Below are 20,904 nucleotides of genomic sequence, written 5' to 3' on the forward strand. Positions count from 1 at the left end.
CGGCCGACGCTCAATGCACGTCCTTCCAGTATTCCTTCTTCAGCAGATAGGCCAGGAAGGTCAGCAGCGCCAGGAACAGCACCACCCACACGCCCAGGCTCTGCCGCTTCAGCGCGGCCGGTTCGCCGGCGTATTCGAGGAAGTTGCTGATGTCGCGGACCGTCTGGTCGAACTGCGCCGGCGTTTCCCTGCCCGGCGAGGCCAACTGCAGCCGCTCCACCGGCTTGTCCACGCCGGGCTGCTCGGCCTTGCCGTAGATCGGCTGCTGCAGGCCCTGCAGCTCCCACAGCGGATTGGGCATCGAGGCGTTGGCGAACAGCTTGTTGTTCCAGCCCAACGGGCGCGACTGGTCCAGATAGAACGACTTGAGATAGGTATAGACCCAGTCGGTGCCGCGCACGCGCGCGATCAGGCTCAGGTCCGGCGGCGCCTTGCCGAACCACTTGGTCGCCGCATCGTGCGGCATTGCCGCCTCGATGTGCTCGCCGACCTTGGCGCCGGTGAAGTTGAGGTTGGCCATCACCTCGTCCTCGCTCAGGCCCAGGTCCTCGGCCATGCGCGAGTAGCGCAGGTATTTCAGCGAATGGCAGCCGGAACAGTAGTTCATGAACAGCTTGGCGCCGCGCTGCAGCGAGGCACGGTCGCCGAGATCGTTGCCGGCCTGCTGGGTGGCGCCGCCCTCGGCGGCCAGCGCCGAGGCGGACAACAGCAGCGCGGAGGCGAAGCAGGCCAGAACGGACATCAGGCGCTTGCTCATAGGGATCCCTCCACCATCGCACCGAACAGGGAGCCGAGCGCCTGCCGGCCCCAGAACACGATCTGCCCCAACGGCAGCAGGTAGCTCATGGCGGACAACAACGAGACGCTCGCGGAGCAGGCCAGGACGGCAATCACGGGCTTAGTCATGGGTGGTCACCCGCTCCGGCACCGGCTTGGTCCGGTCCAACGTGGTCCAGACCGGCATAGTCAGGAAGAATCCGAAGTACAGCACGGTCAGCACGCGCCCGATGATGGTCTCGCTGGCATCGGTACCGGGACCGGAACCGATCACCCCGAGCCAGACGAAGCACACCGCCAGCACGCCCAGCATCACCCTGGAGATCCAGCCGCGGTAGCGGATCGACTTGACCTTGGCGCGGTCCAGCCACGGCACCAGGAACAGGATCGCGATCGCCGAGAACATCACCAGCACGCCGCCCAGCTTGTTCGGCACCACCCGCAACATCGCGTAGTACGGCGTGTAGTACCACACCGGCTTGATGTGCTCGGGCGTCACCAGGCGGTTGGCCTCGGTGAAGTTGTCGTGCTCCAGGAACAGGCCGCCGAACGCGGGCACGAAGAAGATGATGAAGGCGCCGATCAGCAGCAGGAAGCCGACCCCGACCAGGTCCTTGACCGTGTAGTACGGGTGGAACGGAATGCCGTCGGCCGGCTTGTTCGGATCCCAGCGGTTGCCCTTCGGCCCCTTCTTGATCTCCACGCCGTCGGGGTTGTTGGAACCGACCTCGTGCAGCGCGCCCAGGTGCAGCACCACCAACAACAGCAGTACCAGCGGCAGCGCGATCACGTGCAGCGCGAAGAAGCGGTTGAGCGTGGCGTCGGACGGCAGGTAGTCGCCCATGATCCACTCGGTCAGGCCGTTGCCGATCACCGGGATCGCGCCGAACAGCGAGATGATCACCTTGGCGCCCCAGAACGACATCTGCCCCCACGGCAGCACGTAGCCCATGAAGGCCTCGGCCATCAGCACCAGGTAGATCAGCATGCCGAGGATCCACACCAGCTCGCGCGGCTTCTTGTAGCTGCCGTAGAGCAGCCCGCGGAACATGTGCAGGTACACCACGATGAAGAACAGCGAGGCGCCGGTGGAGTGCATGTAGCGGATCAGCCAGCCCCACTCCACGTCGCGCATGATGTACTCGACCGAGTTGAACGCCTCGGCCGCGCTGGTCTTGTAGTGCATCGTCAGGAAGATGCCGGTGACGATCTGGTTGACCAGCACCACCATCGCCAGCGAACCGAAGTAGTACCAGAGGTTGAAGTTCTTCGGCGCGTAGTACTCGCTGACGTGCTTGCGGTAGAACGGCATCAGCCCCGGCGCGCGCTCGTTGACCCAGTCGAACACGTTGCCCGCGGTGCGGGTAAGGAGATTGTCGGCCATGGCTTACGCTGCCCCCTTCGCGGACGAACTGGGATCGACGCCGATGATCAGCGTGTTGTCGTCCTGGTAGTGATGCGGGGGCACCAGCAGGTTGATCGGCGCAGGCACGCCCTGGAACACGCGGCCGGCCATGTCGAAGCGCGACTTGTGGCAGGGGCAGAAATAGCCGCCCTTCCATTCCGGATCGTAGGGTTCGGGGCGGATCTCGGCGACCATCTCCGGCGAGCAGCCCAGGTGCGTGCACAGCCCGACCAGCACCGAGATGTCGGGCTTGATCGAACGGCCCTCGCCCTTAATGTAGGCCGGCTGCTGGTCGGTGACCTCGGACTTGGGGTCCTTGAGCCGCCCATCCAGCGTCGGCAACGCATCCAGGATCGCCTTGGAACGCTTGACGATCCAGATCGGCTGACCGCGCCACTCCAGGATCAGGCGCTGGCCTTCCTGCAACGCGCTGATGTCGGCGGTGACCGGCGCACCGGCCAGTTTGGCCTTGGCGCTGGGGTTCCAGGACTTGATGAAAGGAACCGCGACGAAACCCGCACCCACCGCGCCCACCACCGCCGTGGTGGCGGTGAGAAAGCGGCGGCGTCCTGCATTAACAGAATCGTTGACCCCATCGTTGGCCATCCGGCACTCCGATTTTTTGATTGGGTAGCATTAGGCTGCCAGCGGTTCGGTGGGGGTCGAACCGCATAAAATCCACTGCAGTGTAGCGGAACCCTTAACGCGCAGACAATGCATCGTCGCGACGGAAACGAGAATGCCTCAATGCGCCGTCGCCAGCACGCCGCGGTAGCGGTCGGCGAGCACGCCGACGCGCTGCACGTAGCGCTGGGTCTCGCTGTACGGCGGCACCCCGCCGTGTTTGTCTACCGCGCCTTCGCCGGCGTTGTAGCCGGCGGCGGCCAGGGTCAGGTTGCCGTTGAAGCGCTTCAGCAGCCAGGCCAGGTACTGCACGCCGCCGCGGATGTTCTGCGATGCATCGAACGAATCGCTGACCCCGAAGCGGCGCGCGGTCGGCGGCATCAGCTGCATCAGGCCCTGCGCGCCGGCACGGCTCAGCGCCATCGGGTTGTAGGCCGACTCGGCATGGATGATCGCGCGCACCACCGCCTCGTCGACCCCGTACTCGCGCGCGGCGGCGGCGATCTCGCTCTGGTAGGCGGTGGTGTTCAGCCGCACCGCACCGAAGTTCAGGCCGGGGTTGGCGCAGGCGTAGCAGGTCTCGATGAAGCTGTAGCGGATGGTGCGCACCGCGCCGAGGCTGGCGACCTGGGTCGGCCGTGCGCTGGTGTAGTGGCGCACGCCGTCCTTCATATAGGAATAGACCTGGCCGCTGACCACCCGCCGCGGCGCGGTACCGGTCATGGCAGGCACGGGGGCCACACTCTTCGGCACCACGCTGGCGGCGACCGGCGTCGGCGCCGCGACCGGCGTGCTGATGATGGTGGCCGGGGCGCCGGACTGCGGCGCGGCCAGGGTGACGACACCGCGATTGGACGCACGCTCGGTGGAGGCTGCGGCAACCGCGGGCGCAGCACGTGCGGCGCGGCGGTCGGGCACATAGCTGCCGACCACGCTGCAACTGGCGCCGGCCACGCGCTTGCTGACGTAGCTGGGTACGCCGTCGCCACCGATGCATTTGTATAGGGTGCCCGCGCTGGCCGGCATTGCCGACAGCGTTGCGATTGCCAGCCCCAGAAGCCCCACCATCCCCTTCATGGCGGCGAGTGTCCCAACTTCGCCGACGCTTGCCAAGTGCGCGGCGACGGCAGCGGGACCGGCCGCCCGTTTCCATCCGAGCCGCGCGGCGCGCCCGGCCGGCTCGATCCGCCCGCTCACTCGGCCGCGCCCGGCAACTGCGCCAGCAGCTCGCCCAGCATGGCACGCAGCCCGGCAGTCACCGCCGCGTCGGCCTGCAGCGACACGAAGGGCACGCCCAGGGTCAGCAACTGCGCCGCCAGCCACGGCAATCCGTCGGCCAGCATCGACAGCCGGCAATAGCCGTCCTGCTCGGCCTCCAGGGTTCCGCACCAGGACGGAATGCGCGGCCCCAGGTCGCCCATGCTGCCGCGCAGCCGCACGCTCAGCCCGAACTGCAGCGGCAGCGGGCTGTGCCGGATCGCGTCGCGCACCATCGCGGCCGGATCGCGCGGCGGCAGGCGCAGCGCGATCGTCTCGCCCGGCTGCAGCGGCGGCACGATGCGTTCGGCGCGGAACGTCCGCCAGTCGGCACGCTCGCGGTCCCAGCCCAGCAGGTACCAGCGGCGCCCGTAGTTGACCAGGCGCAGCGGCTCGATCAGGCGCTGGCTGCGGCGCCCGGCATGGTCGCAGTAGCCGAAGCCGAGCAGGCGCCGATCGCGGCAGGCGCTGGCGATGCCGGTCAGTACCTGGGTGTCCGCCGCCGGCTCCTCACCCAGCGACAGGGTGACCGCCTGCAAGGCCCCGGCGCGCTGCCGCACCCGCGCCGGCAGCAGCGGGTCGAGCTTGGCCAGCACCCGCAGCGCGGTGTCCTCCAGGCCGCCCATGCTGGTGGCGGCCGCGCGCAGTGCCACCGCGACCGTCACCGCCTCGTCGTCCTCGAACAGCAGCGGCAGCATCTGCGCACCGGCCGCCAGCCGGTAGCCGCCGCCGACGCCGGACGAGGCCTGCACCGCATAGCCCAGGGCGCGCAGGCGCTCGATGTCGCGGCGCAGGCTGCGCCGGTCCACGCCCAGGCGCTCGGCCAGCTCCGCGCCGGCCCAGACCCGGCGGGTCTGCAGCAGGCCGATCAGACGCAAGGTGCGGGAGGCAGGGGAAGCCATGGCGCACGGTATTGCGGACAGAATCCGTCCGCAATAGCGCCTAGCATGGCCGCTCGATCACCGAGGAGAGCCGCCATGCCCATCGCCGACCGCCATGTGACCCTGTACCACAACCCCAAATCCCGCTCCAAAGGCGTGCTGATCCTGCTCGAGGAACTGGGTGCCGACTACACGCTGGACCGCATCGACTTCGCCAGCGGCGCGCAGCTGGAACCGGCGTACCTGGCGATCAACCCGATGGGCAAGGTGCCGGCGATCGACCACGCCGGCGCGGTGGTTACCGAACAGGTGGCGATCTACCAATACCTGGCCGATCTGTACCCCGAAGCCGGGCTGGCGCCGGCGATGGGCGATCCGCGCCGCGGCCCCTACCTGCGCTGGCTGGCGTTCTACGGCTCGGCGTTCGAGCCGGCGGTGATCGACCGCGCGCTCAAGCGCGAGGCGCCGCCGCGGGCGATCTCGCCGTATGCCGACTGCGACACGGTGATGGGCGTGGTCGACGACCAGCTGGCGCGCGGCGACTACCTGCTCGGCGACCGCTGCACCGCGGCCGACGTGCTGTGGGGCAGCGCGCTGGGCTGGATGATCGGCTTCGGCCTGGTCGATCCGCCGGCGCCGACCCGCGCCTATGTCGAACGCATGGCGGCGCGGCCAGCGGTGCAGCGCGCGCAGGCGATCGATGCCGGAAGCGCCTGACGCAGCGGCATCTTCCCAGCGGGCAATCGGCACCGTACCATCTCGCCGCAGCTCAGCCGGGAAGCGCCGGCCGCCATCGTCACCAAGGAAGGAAACGCATGCAAAAGACTCTCATCGCGATCTTGATCGTGGCGCTGTGCGCCGTAGGCGGCGGTTGGGCCTACACCGCATGGAAGGGGCAACAGACCGCCGCCGTCGTGCCCGCGACGCTGCCCCCGCCGGCCAAGCCCGCGGCCAAGGGCGCCTCCGCCGATGCGGTCGCCGATGCCGCCGCCGGCAATGCGGTCGATGCGCAGCAGGGTCCGCAGCCGGAGGCGGCCAAGGACGCGACGACCGAGGAACCGAAGGCCGAGGGCGTCAAGTTCACCTACGAATACGTGCCGCCGCGCGATCCGGCGCTGCAGGAAGCGTACGACTTCTCGGTCAAGATCGACATCCTGCATCGCCTGCCCGAGGTCAACGCGATGGACGGGCTGCTGATGCTGCCCGGCCCGCTGCACCTGATCACCGCCGAGTGCAAGCAGACCAACGCCTTCTATTCGCCGACCAAGCACGAGCTGGTGCTGTGCTACGAAATGGTGGAGATGCTGATCAAGATCGGCGCCAGCCTGGGCGAGCAGAACCAGGACGACAGCTTCAGCGCGCGCTTCCTGCTGGCGAACACCCGCTTCATCATGCTGCACGAATTCGGCCATGCGCTGATCGACATGCTGAGCCTGCCCAGCACCGGCCGCGAGGAGGATTCGGCCGACCAGCTCGCTTCTTCGCTGATGCTGATGTTCATGGCCCCCAACGAGTCGCCCGGCGACCTGGCCGAGAACCTGCGGCTGGCCGGCCTGTTCTTCGTGCTCAACACCAAGGAGCAGTATGGCGCGGCCGACTTCGCCGACGAGCACTCGCTCGGCCAGCAGCGCTTCTACAACCTGATGTGCATGCTGTACGGACGCGACCCGGGCAAGTACCTGCGCCTGGTGACCAGCGGCATGCTGCCCGAAGATCGCGCCCAGCGCTGCCCCACCGAGAGCAGCCGCATCACCACCGCCTGGGCCAAGCTGCTGCTGCCGCACATCGCGCCCAAGTACCAGATGAGCGGCGAAGAAGCGCAGAAGCGCTACGAAGAGGCGAAGCGCAAGCAGGAAGAGAACGCCGAGTCGCCTTACGTGCGCTGAGGCGCCTTCCGCGGCAGCGCACCGCTCGCGGTGCCGACGCGGCGCGGGGACGGCGGCGGGCCGTCCCGCCGCGAAAGGCCTTGCGCGGCGCCGGTTCGCCGCCGCCCGCCGCGGCAGTCTCGGTTCCCGATACAATGATCGGCTGATCGCAGCCATCGCCGGCCGCGCCCGCAACCCGTCTGGAGTAAGCGCCATGCCCGGGACGCCAGCCCCCGTTTCGCCGATCGCGGCTCCCGCCGCGAGCGCCCCTGCCCTGTTGCCGCTGCCTGCCGCCCGGCCCGCGGCGCCTGCGGTGGTACGCGGCAAGCTGTACATCAAGACCCACGGTTGCCAGATGAACGAGTACGACTCGGCCAAAATGGCCGACGTGCTCGCCGCCGCCGAGGGCCTGGAACTGACCGACAACCCCGAAGAAGCCGACGTGGTGCTGGTCAACACCTGCTCGATCCGTGAGAAGGCCCAGGAGAAGGTGTTCAGCCAGCTCGGCCGCTGGAAGGCGCTGAAGGCCGGCGGCAAGCCGGTGATCATCGGCGTCGGCGGCTGCGTGGCGTCGCAGGAGGGCGAGGCGATCGTCAAGCGCGCGCCGTACGTGGACCTGGTGTTCGGCCCGCAGACCCTGCACCGGCTGCCGGAGCTGATCCGCGCGCGGCGCGAGTCGGGCAAGTCGCAGGTGGACATCAGCTTCCCCGAGGTCGAGAAGTTCGACCGCCTGCCGGAACCGCGTGCCGAAGGCCCGTCGGCGTTCGTGTCGATCATGGAAGGCTGCTCCAAGTACTGCTCGTTCTGCGTGGTGCCCTACACCCGCGGCGAGGAGATCAGCCGGCCGTTCGAGGACGTGCTGGTGGAAGTGGCGCAGCTGGCCGCGCAGGGCGTGCGCGAGATCAACCTGCTCGGCCAGAACGTCAACGCCTACCGTGGGCCCTACGCCGACGCCGAGGCCGGCGAGGAGCCGCAGTACGCCGACCTGGGCCTGCTGATCCGCAGCATCGCGCAGATCGACGGCATCGGCCGCATCCGCTTCACCACCTCGCATCCGCTGGAGTTCAGCGATTCGCTGGTGGACGCGTATCGCGACGTGCCGCAGCTGGCCAACTACCTGCATCTGCCGGTGCAGGCCGGCAGCGACCGCATCCTCAGCGCGATGAAGCGCGGCTATACCGCGCTGGAATTCAAGCAGAAGATCCGCAAGCTGCGCGCGGTGCGCCCGGACATCTCGATCAGTTCGGACTTCATCGTCGGCTTCCCCGGCGAGACCGACGCCGACTTCGACAAGACCATGAAGCTGATCGAGGACGTGGGTTTCGACCAGAGCTTCTCCTTCATCTACTCGCGCCGCCCGGGCACGCCCGCGGCGGACCTGGAAGACGACACCCCCGACGCGGTCAAGCACGCGCGGCTGGCGCGGCTGCAGGCGCACATCAACGCGCACTCGCTGCAACTCTCGCGCGACATGGTCGGCAGCGTGCAGACGGTGCTGGTCGAAGGCCCGTCGAAGAAGAACCCGGCCGAACTCACCGGCAAGACCGAGAACATGCGCTCGGTGAACTTTCCCGGGCACCCGCGCCTGGTCGGCCAGTTCGTCGAGGTGGCGATCACCGAGGCGCTGAGCAATTCCTTGCGCGGGCGCCTGCTCGTCGACGCCGACTGAGCGCCGCGCGCGGCGCCAGCGCGCCGCACTGTCCGTGCGGACGCGACTGGTCCTTCACCCGCGCGCGCGCTACGCTTTCCTTCCCTGTCCTGAACGACGCCGGCAGCCCCGCGCCCGCCGCGTCCGCATCGAATGACCATCCCCGCACAACGCGATTTCACCCTGGAACCCGCCGACACCGAACGCCTGGCCAACCTGGCCGGGCCGTTCGACGCGCACCTGCGCCAGATCGAACTGCGCCTGGGCGTGGAGATCTCCAACCGCGGCAACGTGTTCCGGATCACCGGCCCGTCCAGCGCGGTCGCCGCCGCCGAGGTGCTGCTGCAAGCCCTGTATGCCGAGGCCGACAGCGTCGTGTTCGACGACCAGGCCATCCACCTGCGCCTGAACCAGGCCAATGTCGATCGCGTCGCGCAGCGCGCCTACGAACCGCAGGAAGTGGCGATCAAGGTCAAGCGCGGCACCGTGCGCGGCCGCGGCGCCAACCAGGCCAAGTACCTGCACCAGATCGCCAGCCACGACATCAATTTCGGCGTCGGCCCGGCCGGCACCGGCAAGACCTTCCTGGCGGTGGCCAGCGCGGTCGAAGCGCTGAACGAATCGCGCGTGCAGCGGCTGATCCTGGTGCGCCCGGCGGTGGAAGCCGGCGAGAAGCTCGGCTTCCTGCCCGGCGACCTGAGCCAGAAGGTGGATCCCTATCTGCGCCCGCTGTACGACGCGCTGTACGAGATGCTCGGCGTGGAGAAGGTGATCAAGCTGCTGGAAAAGAACGTCATCGAGATCGCGCCGCTGGCCTACATGCGCGGGCGCACGCTCAACGACGCCTACGTGATCCTGGACGAGGCGCAGAACACCACCATCGAACAGATGAAGATGTTCCTGACCCGCTTGGGCTTCGGCTCCACCGCGGTGGTCACCGGCGACCTGACCCAGATCGACCTGCCCAAGCACGTCAAGTCCGGCCTGCGCGACGCGATCGAGGTGCTGCACGAGGTCGAAGGCGTCAGCTTCACCTTCTTCGAGGCGCGCGACGTGGTGCGCCACCCGCTGGTGGCGCGCATCGTCACCGCCTACGAAAAGCGCGACCTCATCGACAAGGCGACCGGCCCGGCCGCGTGACCCGGCGCTGGCCCGGCGTTGCACTGACCGCCCTGCTCGGCACGGCCTGCAGCCCTTGCGGCCTGGCCCAGACCCGGGCGGCGATTCCGGCGACGCCACAGCGTATCGCCCTCGCCCAGGCCATGGCGCCCCCATGCCTGTCGATCAGGGTCGAGCAGGCGACCATCAGCCTGCCTGGCGCGGAACTCGAACGCGCCGCCGATGCGCGGCACGCCTCTGCCGCCATGCCGAAAGACGAGGAGCGACAACGGCTGGCCTGGATCGCCGGAGGGCGTGCGCAGGCGCTGTTGGCCGCCACCAGCGACGCACGCGACCGCTTCGGCTGCGCCGTGGTCGAAAAGGCGCGGGTGCCTTCCGATGCCTTGTATCTGGTAGGCCAACTGCTCGAACGCGGGCAGGCTGCCGTGTGGACGAACGCGCCGCCGGGCCTGGCGCCGGCGATCCAGGTCGAGCGCAGCGACCCGCACTGCCAGCACGGCCCGATGGGCAGCGTTCTCTACCGCGTCGCCGTCGGCGGACCGCCATTGCTGATGCTGATCGAATGCGTCACCTGATCCTGCGATAGCGGCAACCGCCGACAGCGTCCTGGAACCGCGGCATCGGTCGCCAACTGGACCGCGTCCTGCATCCGCTCAAGCCTGGGCGCAACCGGCTTACACTGCCGCCACGTATGCACTGGGGGAGTGCCATGTTCCGTTGCCGTTCGCTGCTGTTCGCCTGCCTGCTGGTCGTGTTCGCAAGCGCGGCGCCCGCCAAACCGAAAGCACCGCCGGCGCGCGCCTACGTCGAGACCAGCTATCTGGTCGCGCCGAAAACGGTAGGCGATTTCGCCCTCATCCGCAGCAAGTACGACCCCGCCGCCAAGTTGGCTGGCGCCGGCTTCCACTACGCATTGGCGGACCAGCCGGCACTGGTGATCGATGTCTTCGTGTATCCGGCTGGACGGCTGGATCCTGCCAAGGCCATCGCTGACGGCATGGTGGCGTTCCGCGCCGATCTGGCCGCGGCAGTGTCGCAAGGCGCCTATACGCAATTGCGCGAACTGGGCGATGAGCCGTTCGCGCTGAACGGCGACGCCGCACCGTCGCCCCAGGCGGACAACGACGCCGATGCGGCGGTGCTCGCGGCCATTGCCCAGTCTGAACGGGTCCACGGCCAGAAGCTGCGGCTGGACATGCATCGGACCTCGACGGACATGCCGTTGTTCTCCAACGGCTACCTGTTCTACAAGCAGCTTTACTATTTCAAGGTCCGCGTGTCCGCAGCACAGGAACGCATCGCGCGGGACAGCTTCGACGCGCTCGCCGACCAGGCCGCGCGCGCGCTCGTGCCGGCCATCCACGTGGCCAACGTCGGCGGCTGCGCGGACGCGACCATCCACATCGACGTGAACGATACGCCCGAGCAGAGCGCCGTGGCACTGGTCCGCCAGGCCACGACGCACATGGGCTTCAACTGCCATGGCTCGGTCAAGGACGCGGGCATCGATGGGCAAGCTGGCACCGCCGAGGTGATCGAAATCGCCTACACCGCCGACGACTGGAAGTCGCGGTGACGCGCCGCACGCGCGATACTGTCGGCTCCTGTCCGCTCTGAAATGCCGGTATCGCCATGACCAAAGGTCCGGTCCACCTCGACGTCGGCGTCAGCTACGCCCTGCCCCGCGCCGGATTGCCGGCGGCGGCGAGCTTCCGCAAGTGGGTGGCGGCGGCGCTGAAGGGCCGCATCCGCGAGGCCGACCTGGCGATCCGCCTGATCGACGACAAGGAAGGCCGCTCGCTCAACCACCACTACCGCGGCAAGGACTACGCCACCAACGTGCTCAGCTTCCCGGCCGAGCTGCCCGAAGGCCTGCCCAAGGGCGTCAAGCTGCCGCTGCTCGGCGACCTAGTGATCTGCGCGCCGGTGGTGGCGCGCGAGGCCGCCGAACAGGGCAAGCCGCTCAACGCCCACTACGCGCACCTGACCGTGCACGGCGTGCTGCACCTGCTCGGCTGGGACCACGAGGACGACAAGGAGGCCGACGCGATGGAGCAGCTGGAGCGCGAGATCCTGGCCGACCTGGGCGTGGGCGACCCCTACGCCGGGGAACGCTGACGCCTGTCGCGCGCGGCGCGTTTTTCGACAGCTGACGAGCAAGGGGGACAAGGATGTTCGAACCAGCACCAGCCACACAGGTGGAAACCCGCCCAGGCCCAGGGCGATGGCATGGCCTCGCCGCGGCCCTGTGGGGCATCGGCCTGACCGCCTCCGTCTATCTGGGCCTGATCCGTCCGGCACCGCTGTTCGCCGGCAGCGGCAGCCTGCCCGAATCGTTGCTGCCCTGGTTGGGCGCGCTCGCGCTGCTGGTGCTGGCGACCACGCCCAGCGCCTGGCGCTGGTTCTACCTGCGCCGGCGGCAAGCGCGGGTCGGCGGCCCGGTGCGCGTCGCCGCCCACACCGGACGGGTCGCGCTGCTGTGTCCGCTGTCGATCGGCGCGTGGCTATGCTGCCGCCACTTGAACACCCAGTTCGACAGCGGCGGCACGCTCGCTGCGCTGTCCGTGCTGTACCTGGCCAGCGCGCTGCTGACCCTGTCCAGCGCGCGGCACTGGCTGGTCAAGCGCTGGCGCGGGCGCTAACGTTGCCGCGCGGCCGCTGCGCCGCAACTCCCTGCTTTCCGGCCCGAGGTCCAGCGCGTTGATCCGTCCATCGTTGCTTCTGTTCGCGCTCGCGGCCGCGCTGCCCGCTGCGGCCGCTCCCGCACCCGCCCCTGCACCCGCCATCGACCTGCCGGCGCTGCTCGAATGCCGCCAGCGCGTGGCCGATTTCGCCGCGCTGGGGCCGCTGCTGGCCGATCCGCTGAAAGCCGTCGCGCAGGGCTGGCGGCCGCTGCCGCAGTCCAACCTGTTCATGCGCGAATACGAACTGGTGCGGCCGATCCAGGTGTTCGGCCACAGCACCACGCGCATCGCCGTCGCCGGCGCCAGCGTGATGGCGATCCTGGACCTGCCCGATCCACGCCCGCTGGCCAAGCAACTGCAGCTGGAAGCGGCGGTGGACACGCCGGACAAGGCGATGTTCGGCCGCGAGCTGGTCAGCCGCGACGTGACCGATCCCAAGACCGGCGAGCCGATGATCGAATCGATCATCCTCAGCCTGTCCACGGTGAAGTCGCACCCCGGCCAGACCCTGGCCGGTTGCAGCTACAGCCTGGACCTGCCGGAGGACCCGGACGCGCCGCCGGCGCCGGACCCGCTGCACACGCCCGCCAGCGGCGGCTGAACCCGTCCCTGCGCGCGCCGCCGCGGCCGCCGCCGGCGTCGCGGCTCTGTCCCATTGGCCCTGCTAGACTTGCGCACATCGCCCGGCAGACCGGGTGCCGTATCCATAGAACATGTCAGAAGACGACTCTAGTAGCTCCCCTCAGGAAACCCACGAAAAACGCCGCGGCTGGCTGGAACGCCTGAGCTCGGTTTTCTCCGGCGACCCGCACACCCGCGACGACCTGGTCGAGGTGCTGCGCGACGCCCAGCACGACGGGCTGATCGCCGCCGACACCTTGCGCATGATGGAAGGCGCGCTGTCGGTGTCCGAACTCACCGTCGGCGATGTGATGGTCTCGCGCTCGCAGATGGTGTCGCTGTCGGCGGAAGCGCGCTTTCTCGACCTGATGAAGCAGGTGGTCGAATCCGGCCATTCGCGCTTCCCGGTGCATGGCGAGAACAAGGACGACATCCTCGGCATCCTGCTGGCCAAGGACCTGCTGCGCGGCGTGGTCGCCGACCACGGTCCGGGCACGGTGCGCGAGCTGCTGCGCCCGGCGGTGCTGATCCCCGAATCGAAGAAGCTCAACGTGCTGCTCAAGGAGTTCCGGCTCTCGCGCAACCACATGGCGATCGTGGTCGACGAGTACGGCGGCGTCGCCGGCCTGGTCACCATCGAGGACGTGCTGGAGCAGATCGTCGGCGAGATCGACGACGAGCACGACGACGCCGAGGACGAAGCCTCGCTGATCGCCGCGCAGGCCGACGGCCAGTACGTGGTCGACGCGCTGACCCCGATCGAGGATTTCAACGAACGCTTCGGCGCCGACTTCTCCGACGACGACTACGACACCGTCGGCGGCCTGGTCACCGAGGCCATCGGCCACCTGCCGGAAACCGGCGAGGAGCTGACCCTGGGACGCTTCGCGTTCCGCGTGGCGCGCGCCGACGCGCGCCGGGTGCAGGCCTTCCACGTCACCATCCTGCCGCCCGACCCGCAGGAAGACGCTTGATCGCCCGCCCGCTGTCGCGCTGGCCGGCACGCGGCTGGCCGCAATGGCTGCTGGGCACGCTGCTGGCCTGCTGCGCGGCGTTCGCGTTCGCGCAGGCCGGCGACGCGGACCTGGCCGCGCCGCCGGCGCTGGCGCCCGCCTCCGCCGCGGCGCCCGTCGCCGGTCCGCCCAGCACCGACGCGTCCGCACCGGCGCCGCGCATCGGCGTGGCCACGATGCAGCCGGGCGAGGTGTTCTTCGAACGCTTCGGCCACGATGCGATCGTGGTGGTGGATCCGCGCAGCGGCCAGGCCACCTCGTACAACTTCGGCTTCTTCGATCCCAGCGAGCCCGACTTCGTCAGCCGCTTCGCCGCCGGCGACATGATGTATTACCTGGTCGCCCTGCCGCTGCAGGACGACCTGGCGCAGTACCGCGATGCCGGCCGCGGCGTGGACATCCAGTGGCTGGACATGGAACCGGCGCAGGCACGCGCGCTGCAGCAGGCCCTGGCCTGGCGCGCGCGGCCGGAAAACGCGCGCTACCGCTACGACTACTACACCGCCAACTGCGCCACGATGGTCCGCGATGCGCTGGACCGTGCGCTGGGCGGCACGCTGCATGCGCAGCTGTCGGGGCGTTCGCGCGGCAACACCTATCGCAGCGAATCGGTGCGGCTGGCCTCGCCGGCGCCATGGATGTGGCTGGGCTTCGACCTGGGCCTGGGCCCGTTCGCCGACAAGCCGCTGTCGCGCTGGGAAGAGGCGTTCGTGCCGATGCGCCTGGCCGAGAGCCTGGGCGAGGTACGCAACAGCGCCGGGCGCCCGCTGGTGCAGTCGCGCCAGCAGGTGCTGCCGCAGCGGCTGGCGCCGGAACCGCAGGAACAGGCGCGGCACTGGTGGCCGTGGCTGCTGGCCGGGCTGCTGGTCGCCGTCGGCGTGGTCGCGCTGGCGCGGCGGCCGCGCTGGCTGGCGGCGCTGGCGCTGCCGTTCTGGCTGCTGTGCGCGCTCGGCGGCGGCGTGTTGCTGTACCTGTGGGGCTTCAGCGACCACCGTGCGGCCTGGGCCAATCGCAACCTGCTGCTGCTCGACCCGCTGTGCCTGCTGCTGGTCGGCGGCGCCATCGCGCAGCTGCGCGGTCGCCCGCCCGGACGCTGGTTCGGCCTGGTGTTGTGGCTGGTGGTCGCCCTGGCCGGCGCGGCATTGCTGATCCATTGGCTGTCGATGCTGCAGCCGCAATTCAACCTGCAGTGGATCGCCCTGCTGCTGCCGGTGCACGCCGCGCTGGCCTGGACGTTCACGCGGCGCCGCTTGCAGCGCTGATCCCGCCCGCACACCATTGCTGCCCATGGCCACCGTCCCCGCCAATCCCGCCTGCGTCATCAACTGCGTGCACTACGACGGTCACGGCCGCCGCCACGACATCGCCCTGGAGCAGATCAGCGACGTGCTGGCCGGCGACGACGGCTTCGTCTGGGTCGGCATGTACGAACCCGCCGACCACGTGCTGCAGCAGCTGCAGGACGAATTCCAGTTGCACGACCTGGCGATCGAGGACACCCGCAAGGCGCACCAGCGGCCCAAGGTCGAGGCCTACGGCAACTCGCTGTTCCTGGCCGTGCACACCGCGCAGGTGATCGACGAGCGCATCGTCTACGGCGAGACCCACGCCTTCCTCGGCGCGCGCTTCCTGCTGACCGTGCGCCACGGCGCCTCGCTGCCGTACGCGCCGGTGCGCGAACGCCTGGAGCGCGAGGCGGCGCTGATGCAGCTCGGCCCGTCTTACGCGCTGTACGCGGTGCTGGACTACATCGTCGACAACTACCAGCCGATCCTGGACGAATTCCGGCAGAGCCTGGAGCGCCTGGAGAAGGACATTTTCGCCGAGGCCTACCGGCGCGACACCGCGATCCGCCTGTACGAGCTCAAGCGCGAGCTCAACCAGATGCGCCTGGGCGTGGCGCCGCTGCAGGACGTGCTCGCCCACCTCAAGCGCAACCCCGGCCCGCTGATTCCCGACGAAGTGCGGCTGTACGTGCGCGACGTGCTCGACCACGCGGTGCGTACCAACGAGGCGATCGACACCCTGCGCGAGATGCTCGGCACCGCGCTGAGCGTGAACCTGTCGCTGGTGACCCTGGCCCAGGGCGAGACGGTCAAGCGCCTCGGCGCCTGGGCCGCGCTATTGGCCGCCCCGACCCTGATCACCAGCTGGTACGGCATGAATTTCAAGCAGATGCCGGAACTGGAATGGCCCTGGGCCTACCCACTGATGATCGGCGGCGTCGGCGTCGTCTGCCTGGGGCTGTATCTGGCGTTCAAGCGGGCGCGGTGGCTGTAAGCCGGGATTGGGGATTGGAGAGTGGGGATTCGCAACGGCGGAACTCCACGCCGTAGCCAGTTCGAGGCAAGCCACGCGTTGAAGCAACAGCTGCGCCGCTTGGCGTCAGGCATCGGGATCCGCTGTTGCGAATCCCCAATCCCGACTCCCCAATCCCGGCTTCAACCCACATACACCGACTTGATATTCATGAACTCATGAATCCCATGCTCGGCCAGTTCGCGGCCGAAGCCGGAGCGCTTGATGCCGCCGAACGGCAGGCGTACGTCGCTCTTGACGATGGCGTTGACGAAGGCCGCGCCGCATTGCAATTGGCGGGCGACGCGCTCGCCACGGGTGCGGTCGGCGCTCCACACGCTGCCGCCCAGGCCGAAGCTGGTGTCGTTGGCCACGCGCACCGCCTCGGCTTCGTCGGCCACGCGCAGGATCGCGGCGACCGGGCCGAACAGTTCCTCGTCGTAGGCGGGCATGCCCGGCACCACGTGATCCAGGATCGAGGCCGGATAGCCGGCGTGGGTGCCGGTGTCAGGGGCGCCGCCTAGCAGCGCCGTGGCGCCCTTGGCGATGCTGGCCTGCACCTGCTTGTGCAGTTCGTCGCGCAGGTCCTGCCGGGCCATCGGCGCCAGCGTGGTCGCCTCGTCCTGCGGATCGCCGAGGCGGCGCTCGGCCGCCGCGGCGACGAAACGGCGCACGAAGTCGTCGGCGATCGCCTCCACCACCACGAAGCGCTTGGCCGCGATGCAGGTCTGCCCGGCGTTGTCGAAACGCGACTTCACCGCCGCAGCCACGGTGATGTCCAGATCCGCGTCGTCCAGCACCACGAAGGCGTCGCTGCCGCCGAGTTCCATCACGCACTTCTTCAGCTGATCGCCGGCGTTGGCGGCGATGGAACGGCCGGCGCGCTCGCTGCCGGTCAGCGTCACCGCGGCGATGCGCGCGTCGCGCAGCACCTCGGCGGCCTGGTCGTTGTCGATGTGCAGCACGTCGAACACGCCATCGGGCACGCCCGCCGCGGCGAGCGCCGCATGGATCGCATCGGCGCAGCGCGGTACGTTGCTGGCATGCTTGAGCAACGCCACGTTGCCGGCCATCAGCGCCGGCGCCAGGAAGCGGAACACCTGCCAGATCGGGAAGTTCCACGGCATCACCGCCAGCACGCAGCCCAGCGGCTCGTAGCGCACGTAGCTGCGCTGCGCATCGGTGGCGATCGGCTGCTCGCGCAGGTAGTCGGCGGCGTGCTCGGCGTAGTAGTCGCAGGCATCGGCGCACTTGTCGACCTCGGCCAGCGCCTCCTTGCGCAGCTTGCCCATCTCCGCGGTCATCAGCCGCTGGATCTCCTCGCGGCGCGCGCGCAACTGCACGCCGACCTGCCGCAACAGCGCGCCGCGCTGCTCCAGCGGCGTCTGCGCCCATGCGGGAAAGGCCTGCGCGGACGCGGCCAGGCGCCGCTCGACGGCGGCGGCATCCATCAGCTCCAGGCTGTATTCGACCTGGCCGGTGGCGGGATTGACGGTGTCGTAAGGCATCGCGACGGACTCCTGGGAAAAGTCCGCCCAGCCTAGCGCCGCGAAGGTTGCGGCGGCGTGGCGATGCGGCGACCGCGATGGACCGCAGCGTTCTGCGGCGACGGCGGCTCTGGTAGGAGCGGCTTCAGCCGCGACCGGACGTCACCGGTAACGCCCGGTCGCGGCTGAAGCCGCTCCTGCAGAAAAGCAGCACTCCGCTAACCGCCCTGCTGCAGCGCCAGCTGGATGTCGCGCTGGCGGCGTTTCTCGCTGCGCGCCATCAGCCACCAGCCGACGAAGGCGGCGATCGACACCGCCAGCACCATCAGCGTGGCCAGTGCGTTGATCTTCGGCTTCAGCCCCATCCGCACCGAGGAGAACACGGTCATCGGCAGCGTGGTCGAGTTGGGCCCGGCGACGAAGTTGGCGATCACCACGTCGTCCAGCGACAGGGTGAACGCCAGCAGCCAGCCGGACACCAGCGCCGGGGCGATGATCGGCAGCGTGATCAGGAAGAACACCTTGAGCCGGTTCGCGCCCAGGTCCATCGCCGCCTCTTCCAGCGAGCGGTCCAGTTCCTGCAGGCGCGAGGACACCACCACGGTGACGAAGGACAGGGTGAAGGTGACATGCGCGGCCCAGATCGCGGTCACGCCCTTGGGCGGGATGCCGATCAGCCCGCCCATCGACACCAGCATCATCATGATCGACAGGCCGATGATCACCTCCGGCATCACCAGCGGCGCGGTCACCAGCGCGCCGAACAGGCTCTTGCTGGGAAAACGGCGGAAGCGGGTCATCACCATCGCCGCCAGCGTGCCGATCACCATCGACCCGGTGGCGGTCCAGAACGCCACCTTCAGGCTGATCCACGCCGCCTGCAGGATCTGCCGGTCGCGCAGCAACTCGCCGTACCACTTGGTGGAGAACCCGGCCCACACCGTGGCCAGCTTGGAGGCATTGAACGAGTACACCATCAACAGCAGGATCGGCAGGTACAGGAAGGCGAAGCCGCCGGTCAGCACCGTCCAGCGCAGCACGCGCCCGCCGCGCAGCGCGCTCATGCCTGGCCGCCTTCGAGCTGGCGTTGCTGGTAGCGGTTGAAGATCAGGATCGGCACCATCAACAGCGCCAGCATCGCGATCGCCACCGCCGAGGCCGCCGGCCAGTCGCGGTTGTTGAAGAACTCGCCCCACAGCACCCGGCCGATCATCAGCGTATCCGGCCCGCCGAGCATCTCCGGGATCACGAACTCGCCCACCGCCGGGATCATCACCAGCATGCAGCCAGCGACGATGCCCGGGCGCGACATCGGCAAGGTGATGGTCGCGAACGCCTTCCACGGCCGCGCCCCCAGATCGTAGGCGGCCTCGAGCAGGCGGTGGTCCTGCTTGACCAGCGTGGCGTACAGCGGCAGCACCATGAACGGCAGATAGCAGTAGACGATGCCGATGTAGGCGGCGATCGGCGTGTACAGGATGCGCAGCGGCTGCTCGATCAGCCCCAGCGCCAGCAGCGCGCGGTTGAGCACGCCGTTGCTGTCGAGGATGCCGATCCAGGCGTAGACGCGGATCAGGAACGAGGTCCACGACGGCAGCACCACCAGCATCATCGCGATGTTGCGTGCCGACGGCGACATGCGCGCGATCACGTAGGCCATCGGATAGCCGATCAACAAGGTCAACAGGGTGGAGATCCCGGCGATCTTGATCGAGCCCCAGTAGGCTTCGATGTACTGGTTGTCGCGCACCAGCGCCAGATAGTTCTGCAGGGTGAACTTCAGCGTCAGCACGCCGTCCTTGTAGTCCAGCAGATCGCTGTACGGCGGGCTGCTGATCGCCTGTTCGGCGAAGGAGATGCGCAGCACGATCAGGAACGGGATCGCGAAGAACAACAGCAACCACAGGTACGGTGCGGCGATCACCAGCCAGCGCGCGCCGGGCAGGCGCCGCTTGCGCAGGCGCTGCAGCAGCGTGCGCGGCGACGCCGCGGGTTGCGCGGCAGGTGCGGCGGCGGCGGCGGCGGCGGCGGGCGCGCTCATGCGGTCAGCACCACGCCGTCGTTGTCGCCCCACCACACCCAAACCGCATCGCCCCAGGTGAGGTTGTCGCTGGCCCAGCGCTGCCGGTTGGCGAAGTTGGCCATCAGCTTGAAGCCGCTGGGCAGGCGCACGTGGTAGACCGAATGGCTGCCGAAGTAGGCGATGTCCTCGATCGTGCCCTGCGCCTTGTTGTGCGCCTGCGCCGGCGCGTCCTTGCCGATGCCCAGCTTCTCCGGGCGCACCGCGAACGAGACCGGCTGCCCGGTGATGCCGGTGATGCCATGGCCGACGTAGATGCTGTCGGGAAACGCGCCGGTGCGCAGGGTCACGTAGTCCGGCAGGTCCTCGTCGATGACCGCGTCGATCAGGTTCACCGAGCCGATGAACTCGGCGGCGAAGCGATTGGCCGGCTGCTCGTAGATCTCGTCCGGGGTGCCGACCTGCTGGATCCAGCCGGCATCCATCAGCGCGATGCGGGTGGCCATGGTCATCGCCTCCTCCTGGTCGTGGGTGACCATCACGCAGGTCACCCCGGAGGTTTCGATGATGCCGACCAGCTCCAGCTGCATCTGCGAGCGCAGCTTCTTGTCCAGCGCGCCCATCGGTTCGTCCAGCAGCAGCAGTTTCGGCCCCTTGGCCAGCGAACGCGCCAGCGCCACGCGCTGCTGCTGGCCGCCGGACAGCTGGTGCGGCTTGCGCTTGCCGAGCTTGCCCAGTTGCACCAGTTCCAGCATCTCGCCGACGCGCTTGGCGATGGCCGCGCGCGACAGGCCGTCCTGCTTCAGCCCAAACGCGATGTTCTGCTCCACCGTCATGTGCGGGAACAGCGCGTAGGACTGGAACATCATGTTGAGCGGGCGCTCGTACGGCGGCAGGCCGTCCAGCGGCTGCCCGTCGAGCACGATGCGGCCGCGGCTGGGTTGCTCGAATCCGCCCAGGCAGCGCAGCAACGTGGACTTGCCGCTGCCGGAGCCGCCGAGCAGCGCGAAGATCTCGCCCTTGCGGATGTCCAGGTCGACGTCGTCGAGCGCGACGAAACCGTCGAACTCCTTGCGCAAGCCGGCGATGGACAGGTAACCGCTGCCCTTGGCCGGCGCCGCCGCCGCCGCCGCGATCGCCATCGGCGGAAGATCGGATCTCGCTTCGCTCAACGCCATCTGTTGCTCCCCGTGGAAGACACCGCG

Annotated in this window: 22 protein-coding genes; 12 read left to right on the forward strand and 10 right to left on the reverse strand. The window is 68.9% G+C overall.

The window, feature by feature from the left end; genetic code table 11:
* Positions 1–10: 10 nt before the first annotated feature.
* From HDC36_RS06630 to HDC36_RS06655, 6 genes are all read right to left on the reverse strand, one after another.
* Positions 11–757: a cytochrome c1 gene (locus HDC36_RS06630; RefSeq protein WP_179565452.1), complete on the reverse strand. Its 747-nt coding sequence runs from the start codon at positions 755–757 to the stop codon at positions 11–13.
* Complete coding sequence (locus HDC36_RS06635) at positions 754–906, reverse strand: hypothetical protein (protein WP_179565453.1); 153 nt, start codon at positions 904–906, stop codon at positions 754–756. The genes HDC36_RS06630 and HDC36_RS06635 overlap by 4 nt, the downstream gene beginning before the upstream one ends.
* Positions 899–2,161: a cytochrome bc complex cytochrome b subunit gene (locus tag HDC36_RS06640; protein ID WP_179565454.1), complete on the reverse strand. Its 1,263-nt coding sequence runs from the start codon at positions 2,159–2,161 to the stop codon at positions 899–901. Before HDC36_RS06640 ends, HDC36_RS06635 begins: the two co-directional genes overlap by 8 nt.
* A 3-nt stretch (positions 2,162–2,164) precedes the next feature.
* Entirely contained in the window at positions 2,165–2,788 is a 624-nt protein-coding gene (gene petA / locus HDC36_RS06645) for a ubiquinol-cytochrome c reductase iron-sulfur subunit (protein WP_003478708.1), read from the reverse strand.
* Positions 2,789–2,926: 138 nt separating this feature from the next.
* Positions 2,927–3,883: a lytic transglycosylase domain-containing protein gene (locus HDC36_RS06650; RefSeq protein WP_179565455.1), complete on the reverse strand. Its 957-nt coding sequence runs from the start codon at positions 3,881–3,883 to the stop codon at positions 2,927–2,929.
* Between the two features lie 116 nt (positions 3,884–3,999).
* Positions 4,000–4,965: a YafY family protein gene (locus tag HDC36_RS06655; protein ID WP_179565456.1), complete on the reverse strand. Its 966-nt coding sequence runs from the start codon at positions 4,963–4,965 to the stop codon at positions 4,000–4,002.
* A 75-nt stretch (positions 4,966–5,040) separates the two neighbouring features.
* On the opposite strand from HDC36_RS06655, the gene HDC36_RS06660 reads away from it, so the two are divergent.
* The 12 genes from HDC36_RS06660 to HDC36_RS06715 all read left to right on the forward strand — a co-directional run bounded on the left by HDC36_RS06660 (position 5,041) and on the right by HDC36_RS06715 (position 16,174).
* Positions 5,041–5,661: a glutathione S-transferase family protein gene (locus HDC36_RS06660; RefSeq protein WP_179565457.1), complete on the forward strand. Its 621-nt coding sequence runs from the start codon at positions 5,041–5,043 to the stop codon at positions 5,659–5,661.
* A gap of 98 nt (positions 5,662–5,759) precedes the next feature.
* Positions 5,760–6,830, forward strand: coding sequence for a DUF4344 domain-containing metallopeptidase (locus HDC36_RS06665; protein ID WP_179565459.1), 1,071 nt, complete (start codon positions 5,760–5,762; stop codon positions 6,828–6,830).
* Between the two features lie 193 nt (positions 6,831–7,023).
* Positions 7,024–8,478, forward strand: a complete 1,455-nt coding sequence (gene miaB / locus HDC36_RS06670) for a tRNA (N6-isopentenyl adenosine(37)-C2)-methylthiotransferase MiaB (protein ID WP_179565461.1) — start codon at positions 7,024–7,026, stop codon at positions 8,476–8,478.
* Between the two features lie 132 nt (positions 8,479–8,610).
* Complete coding sequence (locus HDC36_RS06675) at positions 8,611–9,597, forward strand: PhoH family protein (protein ID WP_179565463.1); 987 nt, start codon at positions 8,611–8,613, stop codon at positions 9,595–9,597.
* The gene (locus HDC36_RS06680; RefSeq protein ID WP_179565465.1) at positions 9,594–10,151 is read left to right on the forward strand and encodes a hypothetical protein; all 558 of its coding nucleotides are present in this window, start codon (positions 9,594–9,596) and stop codon (positions 10,149–10,151) included. The genes HDC36_RS06675 and HDC36_RS06680 overlap by 4 nt, the downstream gene beginning before the upstream one ends.
* Positions 10,152–10,285: 134 nt before the next feature.
* A complete protein-coding gene (locus tag HDC36_RS06685) occupies positions 10,286–11,152 on the forward strand; it encodes a hypothetical protein (RefSeq protein ID WP_241093214.1) in 867 nt (288 codons plus the stop codon).
* Positions 11,153–11,208: 56 nt separating this feature from the next.
* Complete coding sequence (ybeY, locus tag HDC36_RS06690; protein ID WP_179565467.1) at positions 11,209–11,694, forward strand: rRNA maturation RNase YbeY; 486 nt, start codon at positions 11,209–11,211, stop codon at positions 11,692–11,694.
* Positions 11,695–11,774: 80 nt separating this feature from the next.
* Positions 11,775–12,218 carry a hypothetical protein gene (locus tag HDC36_RS06695; protein ID WP_179565469.1) on the forward strand — a complete coding sequence of 148 codons (444 nt, stop codon included), beginning with the start codon at positions 11,775–11,777 and terminating at the stop codon, positions 12,216–12,218.
* Positions 12,219–12,276: 58 nt separating this feature from the next.
* Positions 12,277–12,861 carry a hypothetical protein gene (locus HDC36_RS06700; RefSeq protein WP_179565470.1) on the forward strand — a complete coding sequence of 195 codons (585 nt, stop codon included), beginning with the start codon at positions 12,277–12,279 and terminating at the stop codon, positions 12,859–12,861.
* A gap of 112 nt (positions 12,862–12,973) precedes the next feature.
* Complete coding sequence (locus HDC36_RS06705; RefSeq protein ID WP_179565471.1) at positions 12,974–13,855, forward strand: transporter associated domain-containing protein; 882 nt, start codon at positions 12,974–12,976, stop codon at positions 13,853–13,855.
* Between the two features lie 110 nt (positions 13,856–13,965).
* Positions 13,966–15,156, forward strand: coding sequence for a DUF4105 domain-containing protein (locus tag HDC36_RS06710; RefSeq protein ID WP_318241164.1), 1,191 nt, complete (start codon positions 13,966–13,968; stop codon positions 15,154–15,156).
* Between the two features lie 25 nt (positions 15,157–15,181).
* A complete protein-coding gene (locus tag HDC36_RS06715; protein ID WP_179565472.1) occupies positions 15,182–16,174 on the forward strand; it encodes a magnesium and cobalt transport protein CorA in 993 nt (330 codons plus the stop codon).
* A gap of 161 nt (positions 16,175–16,335) precedes the next feature.
* On the opposite strand, the gene HDC36_RS06720 is transcribed toward HDC36_RS06715, so the two are convergent.
* From HDC36_RS06720 to potA, 4 genes are all read right to left on the reverse strand, one after another.
* A complete protein-coding gene (locus HDC36_RS06720; RefSeq protein ID WP_179565473.1) occupies positions 16,336–17,700 on the reverse strand; it encodes an NAD-dependent succinate-semialdehyde dehydrogenase in 1,365 nt (454 codons plus the stop codon).
* Between the two features lie 197 nt (positions 17,701–17,897).
* Complete coding sequence (locus tag HDC36_RS06725) at positions 17,898–18,743, reverse strand: ABC transporter permease subunit (RefSeq protein ID WP_179565474.1); 846 nt, start codon at positions 18,741–18,743, stop codon at positions 17,898–17,900.
* The gene (locus tag HDC36_RS06730) at positions 18,740–19,720 is read right to left on the reverse strand and encodes an ABC transporter permease subunit (protein ID WP_179565475.1); all 981 of its coding nucleotides are present in this window, start codon (positions 19,718–19,720) and stop codon (positions 18,740–18,742) included. Before HDC36_RS06730 ends, HDC36_RS06725 begins: the two co-directional genes overlap by 4 nt.
* Positions 19,717–20,841 carry a polyamine ABC transporter ATP-binding protein gene (gene potA / locus HDC36_RS06735; protein WP_179565476.1) on the reverse strand — a complete coding sequence of 375 codons (1,125 nt, stop codon included), beginning with the start codon at positions 20,839–20,841 and terminating at the stop codon, positions 19,717–19,719. Before potA ends, HDC36_RS06730 begins: the two co-directional genes overlap by 4 nt.
* Positions 20,842–20,904 lie beyond the last annotated feature (63 nt).

It is taken from the genome of Xanthomonas sp. JAI131 (genome assembly GCF_013410075.1).
GTDB lineage: Bacteria > Pseudomonadota > Gammaproteobacteria > Xanthomonadales > Xanthomonadaceae > Xanthomonas_A > Xanthomonas_A bonasiae.

Coding starts and splice junctions, on each gene's coding strand:
- HDC36_RS06715 (WP_179565472.1), top strand. CDS start 15,182: ATGGCCACCGTCCCCGCCAATCCCGCCTGCGTCATCAACTGCGTGCAC.
- HDC36_RS06630 (WP_179565452.1), bottom strand. CDS start 757: ATGAGCAAGCGCCTGATGTCCGTTCTGGCCTGCTTCGCCTCCGCGCTG.
- HDC36_RS06655 (WP_179565456.1), bottom strand. CDS start 4,965: ATGGCTTCCCCTGCCTCCCGCACCTTGCGTCTGATCGGCCTGCTGCAG.
- HDC36_RS06725 (WP_179565474.1), bottom strand. CDS start 18,743: ATGAGCGCGCTGCGCGGCGGGCGCGTGCTGCGCTGGACGGTGCTGACC.
- HDC36_RS06705 (WP_179565471.1), top strand. CDS start 12,974: ATGTCAGAAGACGACTCTAGTAGCTCCCCTCAGGAAACCCACGAAAAA.
- petA (WP_003478708.1), bottom strand. CDS start 2,788: ATGGCCAACGATGGGGTCAACGATTCTGTTAATGCAGGACGCCGCCGC.
- HDC36_RS06685 (WP_241093214.1), top strand. CDS start 10,286: ATGTTCCGTTGCCGTTCGCTGCTGTTCGCCTGCCTGCTGGTCGTGTTC.
- HDC36_RS06660 (WP_179565457.1), top strand. CDS start 5,041: ATGCCCATCGCCGACCGCCATGTGACCCTGTACCACAACCCCAAATCC.
- HDC36_RS06640 (WP_179565454.1), bottom strand. CDS start 2,161: ATGGCCGACAATCTCCTTACCCGCACCGCGGGCAACGTGTTCGACTGG.
- HDC36_RS06720 (WP_179565473.1), bottom strand. CDS start 17,700: ATGCCTTACGACACCGTCAATCCCGCCACCGGCCAGGTCGAATACAGC.
- HDC36_RS06650 (WP_179565455.1), bottom strand. CDS start 3,883: ATGAAGGGGATGGTGGGGCTTCTGGGGCTGGCAATCGCAACGCTGTCG.
- HDC36_RS06675 (WP_179565463.1), top strand. CDS start 8,611: ATGACCATCCCCGCACAACGCGATTTCACCCTGGAACCCGCCGACACC.
- miaB (WP_179565461.1), top strand. CDS start 7,024: ATGCCCGGGACGCCAGCCCCCGTTTCGCCGATCGCGGCTCCCGCCGCG.
- HDC36_RS06730 (WP_179565475.1), bottom strand. CDS start 19,720: ATGAGCGCGCCCGCCGCCGCCGCCGCCGCCGCCGCACCTGCCGCGCAA.
- potA (WP_179565476.1), bottom strand. CDS start 20,841: ATGGCGATCGCGGCGGCGGCGGCGGCGCCGGCCAAGGGCAGCGGTTAC.
- HDC36_RS06635 (WP_179565453.1), bottom strand. CDS start 906: ATGACTAAGCCCGTGATTGCCGTCCTGGCCTGCTCCGCGAGCGTCTCG.
- ybeY (WP_179565467.1), top strand. CDS start 11,209: ATGACCAAAGGTCCGGTCCACCTCGACGTCGGCGTCAGCTACGCCCTG.
- HDC36_RS06665 (WP_179565459.1), top strand. CDS start 5,760: ATGCAAAAGACTCTCATCGCGATCTTGATCGTGGCGCTGTGCGCCGTA.